We start from the raw sequence: 13,797 nt of genomic DNA, 5'->3' as shown, positions 1-13,797 counted from the left end.
TGATAACGATTTAAAGGAGTTTTTTGATGACAAAAGTAAAGTTAATTTCACATAATGATTTAGATGGGGTAAGCCCAGCTTTATTAGCTCGCTTAGCATTTGGTGATGAGAACCTTGATTACGACACGGTAGGAATCGGACGCATAAACGATACGGTGCTGCATTTTATAGAAGAAGATAATGATGGACAAGACTTATACATAACGGATATTAGCGTAAATGATGAAGTAGCAGCTAAGCTGGATGAACTTGTGAAAAATGGTCAAAAGGTTACGCTTATTGATCATCATATTTCTGCACTTCCTCTTTCTGAAAAATACGATTGGGTCCATGTGATACCAGAAGATAAGAATGGGACGAAAACAGCAGCTACATCGCTTTTTTATACATATCTACTAGAAAACAAGATGTTGGAACGTACGAAGATGCTGGATGAATACGTAGAGCTTGTACGTTTATTCGATACGTGGGATTGGTTTCACGAGAAAAATGAAAAAGCAAAAAGACTTAATCACCTTTACTACTTAATTTCTCATGAAGAGTTTAAAGATACGGTTTACGAAACGCTACAAGCATCTTATACTGGTGCCAGTCAAAGCTTTGAATTTACAGAAAAGCACGCGATTTTACTTGAAGCTGAAGAGAAGCGAATTGAAAAATATATCTATGACAAACAAAAGCAAATGATGCAAGCAGAAGTAGAGATTGCAGAGCAAAAATACAAGGTAGGGATTGTGTTCGCAGATACATATCAGTCAGAGTTGGGAAATGCATTATGCCTAGAGCATGAAGAAATCGACTTTTCAGTAATGGTTGATATGGGAAGGAAAAAGCTAGGGTTTCGAGCGGTGAAAGATAAGATTAATTTAGCTGAAATCGTGGGTCACATTGGTGGTGGAGGCCATCCAAAAGCATCCGGCTGCAAATTAACGAGCGAAACCTTCAAGCTATTTGTAACCGATCACTTGTTTCAACCAGACGAAAAAAGTGAATAAACTAAGTGTAGAGGAGGGATGACTTTGACATTTGAACGTGAGGTTGTTGTGGTAACTGGTGGCGCAAATGGAATTGGAAAAGGTGTGGCAAGCGCCTATGCCAAAAAAGGTGCCAAAGTGATAATCGCAGATATTGATGAAGAACAAGGGGAGAAGCATGCTAAAACGCTGCGTGAAGCAGGTGCACAGGCAATGTTTATTCACACAGATGTAAGAAAAGAAGAGGATGTTATCAACCTCATGAAAGAAACTGTTTCAGCTTATGGTACGATTACTATTCTGGTTAATAATGCTGGAGTAACAAAGTGGAAGTCTCCGTATGAGTTAACGCTAGATGAATGGGATGATATCATAAATCTTAATTTACGAAGCGTATTTTTATGCTCAAGAGAAGCTGCCAAAGTGATGCGAAATAACAAAATAGGTGGTTCAATTGTAAACTTAGCTTCTACGCGTGCCGTTATGTCAGAGCCACACACCGAAGCATACGCTGCTACAAAAGGTGGCATTGTGGCGCTAACGCATGCTCTTGCCATTTCACTTGGACCAGACAAGATTACCGTCAACGCAATTTCTCCTGGCTGGATTGAAACTCAGCAATATGAGGAGCTTCGAGATGTTGATCATGCTCAGCATCCGTCTAACCGAGTTGGCACTCCAGCAGATATTGCAAAAGCGTGCCTTTACCTGACGCATCCAGACAATGATTTTGTAACGGGGACGAACGTAGTTGTCGATGGTGGAATGACGCGCAAGATGATTTATGAACATTAACTAAAGTAAGCAGGCTATAGGCTATACCTATAGCCTGCTATTTTTATTTTGTATAAAAACACAGTTATATGAAAGCGTATTCTTTTTAAAATTTAGAAAAATCAGACTTGATTTACTTATCGAAATCATGTATCGTTATGTTCAATTCCTAATTGAAAAGGAATTAGTGTATAAAGTGAATATGTTCATGCAAAAGGTGCTAAGACACTTGTTTTAGCTTAAAAGGGAAGATCGGTGAAAATCCGACACGGTCGCGCCACTGTAAGGAGGAGCCTATTATCAGTAAACCACTGTTTATGAAACGGGAAGGTGATAATAGGTGATGATTCTAAGTCAGGAGACCTGCCTGTTGTTTGCACTCACAACCTACGCGTAATAGGGAGAGGTGATTAGCTTGGTATTGAAACAAAAGTATATGTTGTTCAATACTTCTTAAAGCTGTCGTCTAACTCTCTTTCCAGAGAGTTTTTTATTGCAGAAAAATAGACGAAACGAGGAGATTGAAATGACAGTGAATACAGCAACAATTGGGTATCCAAGAATCGGTAGAAACAGAGAATGGAAAAAAGCAATTGAAGCTTATTGGAAGCAGGAAACAACGGAAGCAGAGCTGCACAACCAACTTCATGAGTTGTATGTTAATCAGCTTCGTATTCAAAAAGATAAGGGGATTGATTTTGTTTCAGTAGGTGACTTTAGTTATTACGATCACATGCTTGATACGGCGGTTATGTTTAATATTATTCCAGCTCGTTTCAAAAAGCAAAATCTATCCGCTCTTGATACATATTATGCAATGGCAAGAGGGAACAAAGAAGCAGAGGCATGTGAGATGACTAAGTGGTTTAATACCAACTATCACTACATTGTCCCAGAGTTTACTGACGTAACGCCGGCATTGAATGAAAACAGACCATTAGCATATTGGCAAAAAGCAAAGGACGAATTGGCACTTAACGGTAAGCCTCTTCTAATTGGGCCAGCAACCTTTATCTTATTAGGCAAAGGATTTAAACAAGAAGAAGTATCGAGCTTATTTGCTCAATTAACTCCGCTTTATATTCAAGTGATTAAGGAGTTACATGAAGCGGGAGCAGAGTGGATTCAAATTGATGAACCAATTTTTGTAACGAATAAAGCAGAAGGGTACTGGAAGGAGGTTGAGGCATTTTATCAGCGTATTTCAGAGGAAGTACCTGGTGCTAATCTTATCATCCAAACGTATTTTGAAGCATTAGATAATTACCAATCTGTTGTGAACCTTCCTGTGAATGCTTTTGGGTTGGATTTTGTACATGATGAGAGAAAAAATAGTGAAGCGATAAAAGCACACGGTTTTCCAAAAGGGAAAAAGCTTTTTGCAGGCGTTATTGATGGTCGTAACGTGTGGAAAAGTAACTTAATTGAAAAAGCTGCACTTGTAAGTGAATTGCAAAAATTAGTGGGTAAAGAAGAGGTAATTGTTCAGCCATCTAGTACACTGCTTCATGTCCCTGTAACAGTAGAAACTGAACAAGAGCTAGCAGCTGATATTCGAGCAGGCTTAAGTTTTGCTGAAGAAAAGCTGACTGAGCTAGAACTTTTAAAGGACCTTTTAAAAGGGGATAGCGAAGCAGTAAAAGCACATCAGCAAGAGATTGAGGCATTTTCGAAGGTTGCAAACCGCGTTCACACGAAAACGAGAGCAGAGCTAGAACAGATTGATGATCAAGCCTTATCTCGTGCTTCTGTGGCTGAGCGCCAGCGTTTGCAAAAAGAAAAGTTTGATTTACCGCTTTTACCAACTACAACAATTGGAAGCTTGCCACAAACAGCAGAGGTTCGTTCGAAGCGCTTAAAATGGAAGCAAGGTCAGTTAACGAACGAACAGTATGAAGCGTTTATAAAAGAAGAAACAAAGCGCTGGATTGAGGTTCAAGAAGAAATTGGTATTGATGTGCTGGTTCACGGTGAGTTTGAACGTACGGATATGGTTGAATTTTTTGGTGAGCGCTTAGGCGGAATGTTAACAACGAAAAACGGTTGGGTTCAATCATATGGTTCACGCTGCGTAAGACCACCTGTTGTATACGGAGATGTCTATTTAGTCGAGCCGATGACGGTTAAAGAAATTGTCTATGCACAAAGTTTAACCGAAAAAGTCGTAAAAGGAATGCTGACGGGGCCAATTACCATCTTAAACTGGTCATTCCCACGTACAGACATCTCGAAGTATGAAAGCATGAATCAAATTGCATTAGCCATTCGAAAAGAAGTTAAAGCGCTTGAAGAAGCCGGTGTTCACATGATACAAGTAGATGAACCTGCGCTGCGAGAAGGATTGCCAATTCGAGCTGAAAAGCAAGACGCGTATTTAAATGCTACTGTTGAAGCGTTCCGTCTAGCAACAACGGGTGTAGAAGATACAACGCAAATTCATACGCATATGTGCTATTCGAAATTTGATGACATGATTGACACAATCTCTGCACTAGACGCAGATGTCATTTCAATTGAAGCATCCAGAAGTCATGGCAATATTATTTCTTCATTCGAGCAGTATTCATACGATAAAGAAATCGGGCTTGGCATTTACGACATTCATAGCCCTCGTATTCCAAGCTTTGAAGAAATGACAAATAATCTTGACCGTGCTCTTCGCGTGTTAAACCCAGCACAATTTTGGGTTAATCCAGACTGCGGTTTGAAAACACGAAATGAAAAGCAGGTAATCGATGCTTTAACTCAAATGGTAAACGTTACGAAGAAGTATCGTGAAAAGTTAGCAGCAGTCGCACAATAAAATGAAACAAAGAAAACCCCCTTTTATATGGGGGTTCTTTGTTTACGTTATGACAAATTATCTTGTTCCAACCATTGCTGCGACCATTTTTCAATTTCTATCATAATAGGTTCAAGCGCTTTTCCTTTTTCCGTCAAGGAATACTCGATGCGTACAGGCGTTTCTGGAAAGACCTCACGCTTGACAATCCCTTGTTGTTCAAGGTCTTTCAAGCGTTCTGATAGTACGCGGCCGCTTACTGAAATGGATGATTCGATGGCACAAAAACGCTGGGGTCCAGACAGAAGCTTATAAATAATGAGCCCGGTCCAGCGCTGACTTAAAATCGTCATTGCTTTTTCAAAGCGTGGACATAAGGTTGATTGATTCATTTGTTTCACTCCTATAACACATATTATAGCACAAAGCATTAGGTGCTACACTTCTTAAAACTTCACGACCAAAGAGAAGAACCTTACATAAAGTAAGCGAAAGGAGTATTGAAGTAAAGCTGTTGAGAGAAACTAGTTAATAACCAATTACTTATCTATCTAAAAAACGAAATGGCTTATTCACGATCAAATAGCCAAGTTTTAATAATTGCCGCATACTCACGACCATATGATTGAAGCTTCACGACGTTTGGTGTTTCTGCACCTAATGGGTATACGTTATATCCTTGTCTTTTGGCAATCAGTGATGCGCGGTATAAATGAAACTGGTTGCTGACGAGTACAATATGTTTGTCATTGATATCAATAAGCTTTTTGGTATAGAGAAAGTTTTCATAAGTGGAAGTAGATTGATTTTCTTGTATAATGCGAGCAGAGTCAACGCCGTGATCTACTAAAAAAGTAGACATCGCTTCCGCTTCAGAGATGTCTTCATCATCACCTTGTCCACCTGAGACAATAGCAATTGTTGAAGGATTATCTTCTAAATAACGCAGCGCAGTAATCATGCGCTCTCGTAAACTTAAAGATAGCTCTTTTCCATTTACCTTAGCTCCAAGAATCATAATGTAGTCTGCGTTTTTTGGAGGAGGTGAACTAGCTGCAGAATAAATATGATACGACGCAAACAACACGTATCCAATTAGTAAAGAAGTAAGTACGTAGATAAATTTTCTTTTCATAAGCTACTCCCATCGTTTATTCCTATTTAGTATAATGCAGTAATTGGTATAAAAAGTAGTATTTATTTAATATTTAAGCGGTAAATAGGAAAAAATGTCATGAATTTAGCAAAAGGGATAGCTTCATATGTTTTGGAACGTTATAATCATAATGCACATCTTCTGCAACATTTCAAAGAAGGAGAGAACGAACATGAAGAAAAAAGCCGATTGGCGTTATCGAATCGCACATAAAGAAGCTTTAATCGGTATCGGCCTGGCTCTTTTCCACTTTGCATGGTGGTTTGGTTTTGCGTACGGACTTGGCTCAAAGCCCGTATCAGAGTATACATACATATTGGGGTTTCCGGCCTGGTTTTTTTATAGCTGCATACTTGGAATCCCGCTCATTATTTTACTGGTCTGGATTATTGTTCGCTTTTTCTTTTCAGATCTTCCTTTAGAAGATGAAGAAAGAGGTGAGAGCGAATGAACTGGGCTGTTGTTGTTCCTCTTGTTGTGTTTGTTCTATTAATTTTTGCGATTGGCTTTATCACCGCTAAAAAAACAAGCACGGCAAGTTCATTTATTAATGATTATTTTCTAGGAAGCAGAGAGCTTGGAGGGTTTGTTCTTGCCATGACGATGGTCGCGACGTACGGAAGTGCGAGCAGCTTTATTGGTGGTCCTGGTACAGCATATCAAACCGGACTTGCTTGGGTACTATTGTCCGTGATTCAAGTTGTAACAGGTTACTTTGTTCTCACAACTCTTGGCAAAAAATTCGCCATTGTTTCGCGAAAGATGAATGCCGTTACGCTTGTTGATTTTTTGAAAAAGCGATATGAAAGCAATATTGTTGTGATTGTTTCTGCTGTAAGCATTGTCCTTTTTCTATTTGCTTCTTTAGCTGCTCAGTGGGTTGGAGGAGCTAGATTAATTGAAGGTTTTGTAGGCATTTCATACAAAAGTGCGCTTGTCATCTTTGCAGTCACCGTACTTGTTTATGTATCAATTGGTGGGTTTCGTGCTGTCGTACTAACCGATGCCCTGCAGGGAATTGTAATGCTTGTAGGGACGATTATTTTACTAATTGCTACTATTTATGCTGGCGGCGGTGTCGAAGCAATCATGAAAGACTTAGTGAATGAAAATCCAAATCTTGTGAGCCCGTACGGAGCAGATCGTTCATTAACACCGCTTTATGTGTCATCATTTTGGATTTTAGTTGGAGTAGGAGTTGTGGGACTGCCACAGGTGGCCGTTCGAGCGATGTCTTATAAAAACTCGAAAGCGATGCATCAAGCCATGCTTATCGGTACGGTAGTAGTTGGTGTGATTATGTTAGGGATGCATCTTATTGGTGTGTTTGCTCGTGCTGTAATTCCAGGAATTGAAGTGGGAGACACTGTGATGCCGACGTTAACCCTTGAAGTATTACCACCTTGGTTAGCAGGAGTTGTACTTGCTGCGCCGATGGCAGCCATTATGTCGACGGTAGACTCTATTTTATTAATCATTAGCTCTGCTATTGTAAAAGATTTGTATTTAAACTACGTTAATCCGAAAGCAAAAGAGCAGCAGGTGAAAAGATGGAGCTTCTTAACAACAATGATTATTGGAATTTTAGTATTTTTGTTTGCTATTAACCCACCTGATTTACTCATTTGGTTTAACTTATTTTCATTTGGTGGACTTGAAGCAGTATTTATTTGGCCAATTGTGTTAGGATTATATTGGACAAAAGGAAATAAATATGGAGCAATTTCGGGAATGGTGACGGGGCTTTTAGTGTATATTTTAATTCACACATACGCTCCTAACCCATTTGGCATGCATACGGTTGTGCTTCCCGTTGTTCTGTCTTTATTGGTTTTTGTAACTGCAAGTATAATGACACAATCAAAAACAAAGAACCTACAAGAACAGCTTCGTAAAAAATATTTATAAACGATTATGTTTTAAAAGTGCCTTATGCGTTTAAGGATAATAGGGAAATCGGTGGAAATCCGATGCAGCCCCCGCTACTGTAAGTGTGGATGAACCTGCAACAAACCGCTAGCAATGAGCTAGGAAGGTGCAGAAGTAAAGTGAAGCACAAGCCAGGAGACCTGCTTTTAAACATTAACTCTTATTTTTCGGCGGGGAAAATAGGTGACGTGCACATCAAAAGAATGAAGATGTTGTCATGAAGCCTTGGTTTTTAGCCAAGGCTTTTTGCTATGAAAGGCGTGATACAGATGAAAAAAGCAATTCCTCTTATGATTCAAGGAACGCACTCGGACGCTGGAAAAAGTTTACTTACAACTGCTTTTTGCCGAATTTTTGCAGAAGATGGTTTCAAAACAGCGCCGTTTAAATCACAAAATATGGCACTTAACTCTTATATTACAAAGGATGGAAAAGAGATTGGACGTGCTCAAGGAATTCAAGCTGAAGCTGCTGGAGTGGAAGCAACGACCAATATGAATCCGGTTTTAATCAAACCGACAAGAGAGTATGAGGCGCAGGTCGTCGTTCATGGTGTTCCTTTGCAAAATATGTATGCGTACGAGTATAGGAAAGATTTCTTTGAAACCGGACGTGAGATTATCACCAAAGCGTATGAAGAGCTTGCTTCTGAGTACGAGTATATTGTCATTGAAGGAGCAGGGAGTCCTGCTGAAATTAACTTAAACGACCGTGAACTTGTGAATATGCGAGTAGCTGATATTGCACAGTCTCCCGTTATTTTAGTAGGAGATATCGATAAGGGAGGCGTTTTTGCTAGCTTAGTAGGAACAATTCAGCTGCTTCCAAAAGAGCATAAGTCAAAAGTGGTAGGTGTGATTATTAATAAATTTCGAGGTGACTTGTCGCTGTTGCAACCAGGGCTTGATTGGTTTGAAGAGTATACGGGACTTCCTGTTCTAGGCGTCGTTCCTTATCTGGATGATGTGGAGATTGATGCAGAAGATTCACTTGCTTTAACTACGTACCCTACTCTTCCAAATCCAGCTAAAGAACTTGATGTTGCCGTTATTTCTTATCCTCGCATGTCGAACTTTACAGATCTAGATCCTATTCGTTTTGAAGATGATTGCCACGTAAGGCTTGTGACAAAACCTTCTCAGCTTGGAACGCCTGATTTAATCATTTTACCTGGGAGCAAGAATACGTTAGAAGACGCAAAGTACTTGTATGAAACAGGCTTAGCAGAAGCTATTTTGACAAAGAAGAATAAGGTGGATATTGCTGGAATCTGCGGTGGGTATCAAATTTTAGGTGAAGTGATAAGTGACCCAAATGAAGTGGAATCAACCCAAAAATCTGTTAAAGGGCTAGGTCTTTTACCTATTGAAACTGTAATGAAAACAAAGAAGCGAACAGAACGGGTAACGGGAAGGGCTATTTTACACGATGAGTCCTATCAAATTGAAGGTTACGAAATTCATATGGGCGAAACAACGTCTACCAAGCCAACTGTACATTTTGCTGAGCTAAATGGTATAAAAGAAGGAGCAGTTTTTGGTCGCGTCATTGGTACATACATACATGATGTTTTTCATAATGATGGCTTTCGACGTGCATATTTAAACGACATTCGACAGCAAAAAGGATTAGTGCCGATTAAGAAAACGTTTAATAGTAGGGCGCGAAAGGAAGAGTCTTTTCAAAAGCTGGCTGCACATGTACGAAAAGCAATTGATATGAAACAAATTTATGAAATCATGAGTGAATATAAAAAGTAATTCACTATCAAACGGTTGGGGCGTGCTATCTGTAAAAGATTCTTTACAAAAAGGTTAAAATCCCGGCCCTCGGTTTCCGATAGAGGGAGTTGATGCAAGATGAAAAAAATCGTAAACAAAATTGTCTTATTTTATGTCTTTAGTATAATCCTTGTTTTAACTACAGTTATTACTGGTGTTTTTGTAGGTACCGTGTCTTTAACCGTTACAGACGTTATTAAAATTATTGTTCAAAACATGTCTGGATTATCTTTATATCATGGCCCCAGTAACATGGAGCTCATTATTTGGGAAATTCGATTTCCACGCGTAGTCGTTGCCTTTTTAGTTGGAGCAGCTCTTGCCATTGCGGGGGCAGCTTTTCAAGGCTTGCTTCGAAACTCATTAGCGGACCCGTATACCATCGGGGTGTCTTCTGGAGCCACTCTTGGCACGGTGCTTGCTATCTTTTTTAACTGGCAGCTATTTGGGATGCATACCTATACGCTACCGATTATTGGGATTGTATCTGGCTTTTTAACGCTTTTACTCGTATTTGGTATTACAAAGTTAGCGAGCGGGACATTAGCTAACGAAACTATTATTTTAGCAGGTATTATTTTGTCATCGTTCATGAGCGCTATGATTTCTCTTATGGTTGCATTATCATCAGAGCAAGGAGTGCGTGAAATTTTGTATTGGCTGATGGGAAGTGTGTCAATGAGAGGTTGGGGACATGTTCAGCTTTTACTCCCGTTTTTCATCATCGGTACGGTCGGCTTACTTGCGAATACCCGCGAGCTAAATGGCTTTGCGTTTGGCGATCAGTCTGCACAGTTTATGGGAATTAACGTAAAAAGCAGAAAGCGTATCATTTTGGTATCGGCAGCTATTTTGACAGGTGCATCCGTATCTGTCTCTGGAGCAATCGGCTTTGTTGGACTTGTCATTCCTCACTTAGTAAGGTTGGTGGTAGGTGCAAACCACAAGCATGTGCTTCCTCTTTCTATTCTGATTGGAGGCAGCTATCTTGTGTTGGCAGACCTTGTAGCACGAACCATTCTAAACCCACAGGAGCTTCCAATTGGTGTGGTAACTGCGCTCATCGGCTCACCTATTTTTACGCTGTTGCTTATTAAAGAAAGGATTAGGAAAAGAGGGATTGAATGATTGAGGTTTGTAACGTAACTGGTGGGTATAAAAAGCATAAGCCTACTGTAAAAAGCGTAGCTTTCACCGTGGAAAAAGGCTCATTTTGCACGCTTCTTGGACCAAACGGGAGCGGAAAGACCACGCTCATTCGCTTGATGATGGGCGTGCTACCGCTAACAGCAGGAGAAATTAAGTTAGAACAAAAGTCAATTTCCTCCTATTCAGCTACGCAGTTAGCGCAAAAAATAGCGGTTATGACGCAGGAAAACCAAATCGGTCTAGAGTTTACCGTTCGTGAAATTGTGGCGCTTGGTCGCTATCCTTTCCAAACGAAACGGTTTTTAAATAGTGAATCACCTTATGATAAAGAAGTGATTGAAAGAGTGATGAAAAGAACGGATGTGTGGCGATATTGTCATCACTCATTCAATGCTTTGAGCGGTGGGGAAAAACAGCGTGTTCTTTTAGCTAAAGCTTTAGCGCAAGAACCTGAATATTTGTTGTTAGATGAACCGACAAATCATCTAGACGTAAAGCACGCAATGGAACTGCTGCATTTATTAAAAGAGCTGCAGCGAGAAGAAAACTTAACCATTGTGGCGATTTTACATGATTTAAACATTGCAGCACTATTTGCTGATGACGCCATCTTGTTAAAAGATGGAGAGGTTTATGCAAGAGGTATTGAAGAGATTTTTAGTGACCAGCAAACTCTTCAGCACGTCTATGGAGTTGATTTACACGTACTTTATCATCCTGGAGTCCATAAAAGGCAGCTTGCATATGTCCCCCCGAAAGAAGAGAAGGTACTACAAGCTTTTTCCAACATATATACGCTCATAGAAAATGAACGTTGTCTGTCAGTAAGCTTTGAACATTCCCTGCGCACCCTTTCTACGGGAGATAGCGGAAAGGGTATCCATTGGTGTAAGCAAATCGTTCAGTACACAGACGAAGAGAAAAGCAGCGATTTACTTTCGTGGTCTGGGATCGATCATCGCTTTACACGAATTTCATTTTACGAAGATGGAGTATATACGTGGCTATTCTTGTTTACAAAAAGTAAGGAACAGGTGAACGTCGTAGTTGTTACGGATATGCCTCTTAAAGATGAATCACTTTTAGAAACAGCAATGGAAGTAAGTGCTCAGCTTGGAGGGTTGGGAATCAATCGAGGGAATTTTGCAGCTTGTGCTGTTAGAAATACGGATACAAAAGCAGTAGATGCTAAAAAAATTAAAGCTATTATAAAACGAGAAGTTGATAAATATCAGCTTGTTATGCAATGAAAAAATGCTCGCCGTGTAAACAGCGAGCATTTTTAGTCAAAGCGATGAACATCAATTTCTGTTTCAGGTAAATTTGTATACTTTATGAGCTTCACTTCAAGAATGCCGTTTCTGCACGTAGCTTTACTTCCTTTTCGGCTGACCGTACAAGGGAGTTGACACTCTTCTGTGAAAGGTTCACCATCATACGTACCCGTAATCGTACATGAGTAAGGTGTATAGGCAACCTTGACTTCTTCAATTTTATTAGGTGTTGGAAAAGAAAGTTGGACGATACATTCATCGTGCGTTTGAAAGACGTTTGATGTTAATGAACTTCGCTGTTGCTCAGAAGAAAGCGGCTGATTGTACATTTGATGTGCTTGCTTAAAGAAGTCGTTTTCTTTCATATATTGTGGAAAAGACTGACCCATTGCGTTGGATAACACTTGCTGTACATATTGATCGATATCTTTCATATTCATCTTTCCAAATCCATTTTCTTTAAAAGGTGATTTTCCAAACGGAAACATAGCGAACCTCCTTTAGCGACAAATGCCGTTTATGTAGCTTATGAATGCAATAAAAATAGGTGCATATCACAAATGAAATCGCCTTTTCCATATTTGGAAAAAGCGATTGAGAGAGAGGATTAATTATACATATGTTACAAATGCCTAATAGGTGCTTATACTTCTTTTCGTAATAATGAGCATCCAAAGTGCATCATAGAAAATAGATGTGCTATGATAATAAGTATTAAACCGATGGGCGTAGTAGAGATTTAATGAAAAAGGAGCGGTTGATAGTGCACAATTCATTTATCACGGATTCAAACAAAGAATCGTACCAAAAGCTTGCAGCTCTCATTCCAGCTTTTAAAGAGCGTGCTCAAGAAATTGATGAAAAAAGTAGCTTTCCCTTCCAAAACATTGAAGACTTAAAAAATGTTGGTTACACAACATGGTCATTAAGTGAAGCGAATGGAGGGGAAAACTTATCTCTGTATGACTTTCTATTGTATCAAGAGTTAATTGCTCAAGGTGATTCGTCCACGGCGTTAAGCATTGGCTGGCATATGGGCATTACGATGGATCTTCGTGATAAGCAGCCGTGGAAGCCAGAAACGCTTGAATTTTTATTTGGAAAAATTCAAAAAGGAGCGCTTGTTAACAGTGCGGCAACGGAACCGAAAACAGGGAGCCCTACGAGAGGAGGCCTTCCTGAAACCAAAGCAGAGCGTACAAAAGATGGCTGGGTGTTAAATGGCCGAAAAACGTTTACAACGATGTCACCTGTACTGGATTATTTTTTAGTTAAAGCTTTTGTGCCAGAAGCAAATCAGGTAGCACAGTTTATTATCCCAAGAGATACCCCTGGACTTTCGATTGAAGAAACATGGGATATGATTGCAATGAGAGGAACTGGAAGTCATGACTTAGTGCTGGAAGACGTTTGGATTCCCAAAGAATATTTAGCTGAATATATTGGTGGTAGTAAAAAGCCTGGCGCAAACGGATGGTTATTGCATATTCCAGCATGCTACATTGGCATTGCTATCGCAGCGAGAGACTACGCAGTAGAGTTTGCTAAAACCTACTCACCAAATAGTATAGAAGGAACAATCAGTGAACTTCCAAATGTGCAAATGCAAATGGGAGAAATTGAGCTTGAGCTTATGAAAGCACGTTACTTCATGTATAGCGTTGCGCGCAAATGGGATGAAGGACAAAAGCGTGAAGAATTGGCAGGAGAATTAGCTGCTGTAAAGCATGTGGTCACAAATAGTGCATTTCAGGTAGTAGACAAAGCAATGCGAATTGTTGGTGCACGCAGCTTGCAGCGACAAAATCCTCTTCAGCGCTATTATCGTGACGTGCGAGCGGGTCTTCATAACCCGCCGATGGACGATATGACGCTCATTAATTTAGCAAAACAAGCGTTTAAATAATCATACTAAGAAAACGGCAAGAGTGGAATTAAGTAAAAATCCGCTCTTGCCGTTTTTTTACAAATATTTATT

General features: G+C 39.8%; 12 protein-coding genes and 2 riboswitches. Of the genes, 9 read left to right on the top strand and 3 right to left on the bottom strand.

The window, feature by feature from the left end:
* The first annotated feature begins 26 nt into the window (after positions 1–26).
* From LZP85_RS10480 to metE, 3 genes are all read left to right on the top strand, one after another.
* Complete coding sequence (locus LZP85_RS10480; RefSeq protein WP_119543507.1) at positions 27–995, top strand: DHH family phosphoesterase; 969 nt, start codon at positions 27–29, stop codon at positions 993–995.
* A gap of 24 nt (positions 996–1,019) precedes the next feature.
* Entirely contained in the window at positions 1,020–1,769 is a 750-nt protein-coding gene (locus tag LZP85_RS10475) for a glucose 1-dehydrogenase (protein WP_076512386.1), read from the top strand.
* Positions 1,770–1,946: 177 nt separating this feature from the next.
* Positions 1,947–2,133, top strand: a riboswitch (cobalamin riboswitch).
* 141 nt (positions 2,134–2,274) lie between these two features.
* Positions 2,275–4,551, top strand: a complete 2,277-nt coding sequence (gene metE / locus LZP85_RS10470) for a 5-methyltetrahydropteroyltriglutamate--homocysteine S-methyltransferase (protein WP_119543509.1) — start codon at positions 2,275–2,277, stop codon at positions 4,549–4,551.
* A 47-nt stretch (positions 4,552–4,598) separates the two neighbouring features.
* Here metE and LZP85_RS10465 read toward each other — a convergent pair whose 3' ends face one another.
* Both LZP85_RS10465 and LZP85_RS10460 read right to left on the bottom strand, forming a co-directional pair.
* Positions 4,599–4,922 (bottom strand): winged helix-turn-helix transcriptional regulator, encoded by a 324-nt coding sequence (locus LZP85_RS10465; protein ID WP_025910077.1) that lies wholly within the window; start codon positions 4,920–4,922, stop codon positions 4,599–4,601.
* Positions 4,923–5,098: 176 nt separating this feature from the next.
* Complete coding sequence (locus tag LZP85_RS10460; RefSeq protein ID WP_025910079.1) at positions 5,099–5,665, bottom strand: YdcF family protein; 567 nt, start codon at positions 5,663–5,665, stop codon at positions 5,099–5,101.
* Between the two features lie 193 nt (positions 5,666–5,858).
* Here LZP85_RS10460 and LZP85_RS10455 point away from each other — a divergent pair, with 193 nt between their 5' ends.
* The 5 genes from LZP85_RS10455 to LZP85_RS10435 all read left to right on the top strand — a co-directional run bounded on the left by LZP85_RS10455 (position 5,859) and on the right by LZP85_RS10435 (position 11,795).
* Positions 5,859–6,137, top strand: a complete 279-nt coding sequence (locus tag LZP85_RS10455) for a YhdT family protein (RefSeq protein ID WP_025910081.1) — start codon at positions 5,859–5,861, stop codon at positions 6,135–6,137.
* On the top strand, positions 6,134–7,594 hold the full coding sequence (gene panF, locus LZP85_RS10450; RefSeq protein WP_025910083.1) for a sodium/pantothenate symporter: 1,461 nt from the start codon (positions 6,134–6,136) through the stop codon (positions 7,592–7,594). The genes LZP85_RS10455 and panF overlap by 4 nt, the downstream gene beginning before the upstream one ends.
* Positions 7,593–7,777, top strand: a riboswitch (cobalamin riboswitch). Its footprint overlaps the gene before it by 2 nt.
* A gap of 107 nt (positions 7,778–7,884) precedes the next feature.
* Entirely contained in the window at positions 7,885–9,375 is a 1,491-nt protein-coding gene (locus LZP85_RS10445) for a cobyric acid synthase (RefSeq protein WP_175406238.1), read from the top strand.
* A 99-nt stretch (positions 9,376–9,474) separates the two neighbouring features.
* A complete protein-coding gene (locus LZP85_RS10440; protein WP_119543510.1) occupies positions 9,475–10,524 on the top strand; it encodes a FecCD family ABC transporter permease in 1,050 nt (349 codons plus the stop codon).
* Positions 10,521–11,795, top strand: a complete 1,275-nt coding sequence (locus tag LZP85_RS10435; protein ID WP_234561716.1) for an ABC transporter ATP-binding protein — start codon at positions 10,521–10,523, stop codon at positions 11,793–11,795. The genes LZP85_RS10440 and LZP85_RS10435 overlap by 4 nt, the downstream gene beginning before the upstream one ends.
* 32 nt (positions 11,796–11,827) lie before the next feature.
* Here LZP85_RS10435 and LZP85_RS10430 read toward each other — a convergent pair whose 3' ends face one another.
* Positions 11,828–12,307, bottom strand: a complete 480-nt coding sequence (locus LZP85_RS10430; protein WP_119543512.1) for an Hsp20/alpha crystallin family protein — start codon at positions 12,305–12,307, stop codon at positions 11,828–11,830.
* Positions 12,308–12,582: 275 nt separating this feature from the next.
* Here LZP85_RS10430 and LZP85_RS10425 point away from each other — a divergent pair, with 275 nt between their 5' ends.
* The gene (locus LZP85_RS10425) at positions 12,583–13,725 is read left to right on the top strand and encodes an acyl-CoA dehydrogenase family protein (RefSeq protein WP_119543513.1); all 1,143 of its coding nucleotides are present in this window, start codon (positions 12,583–12,585) and stop codon (positions 13,723–13,725) included.
* The last annotated feature ends 72 nt before the right edge of the window (positions 13,726–13,797 follow it).

The sequence above is a fragment of the Priestia flexa genome (assembly GCF_021441905.1).
In the GTDB taxonomy this organism is placed as follows: domain Bacteria; phylum Bacillota; class Bacilli; order Bacillales; family Bacillaceae_H; genus Priestia; species Priestia flexa.
The sequence above is the reverse complement of the archived record's forward strand: the minus strand, read 5'-3'. Positions and strand labels throughout refer to the sequence as shown.

Coding starts and splice junctions, on each gene's coding strand:
- LZP85_RS10480 (WP_119543507.1), top strand. CDS start 27: ATGACAAAAGTAAAGTTAATTTCACATAATGATTTAGATGGGGTAAGC.
- metE (WP_119543509.1), top strand. CDS start 2,275: ATGACAGTGAATACAGCAACAATTGGGTATCCAAGAATCGGTAGAAAC.
- LZP85_RS10465 (WP_025910077.1), bottom strand. CDS start 4,922: ATGAATCAATCAACCTTATGTCCACGCTTTGAAAAAGCAATGACGATT.
- LZP85_RS10460 (WP_025910079.1), bottom strand. CDS start 5,665: ATGAAAAGAAAATTTATCTACGTACTTACTTCTTTACTAATTGGATAC.
- LZP85_RS10455 (WP_025910081.1), top strand. CDS start 5,859: ATGAAGAAAAAAGCCGATTGGCGTTATCGAATCGCACATAAAGAAGCT.
- panF (WP_025910083.1), top strand. CDS start 6,134: ATGAACTGGGCTGTTGTTGTTCCTCTTGTTGTGTTTGTTCTATTAATT.
- LZP85_RS10445 (WP_175406238.1), top strand. CDS start 7,885: ATGAAAAAAGCAATTCCTCTTATGATTCAAGGAACGCACTCGGACGCT.
- LZP85_RS10440 (WP_119543510.1), top strand. CDS start 9,475: ATGAAAAAAATCGTAAACAAAATTGTCTTATTTTATGTCTTTAGTATA.
- LZP85_RS10435 (WP_234561716.1), top strand. CDS start 10,521: ATGATTGAGGTTTGTAACGTAACTGGTGGGTATAAAAAGCATAAGCCT.
- LZP85_RS10430 (WP_119543512.1), bottom strand. CDS start 12,307: ATGTTTCCGTTTGGAAAATCACCTTTTAAAGAAAATGGATTTGGAAAG.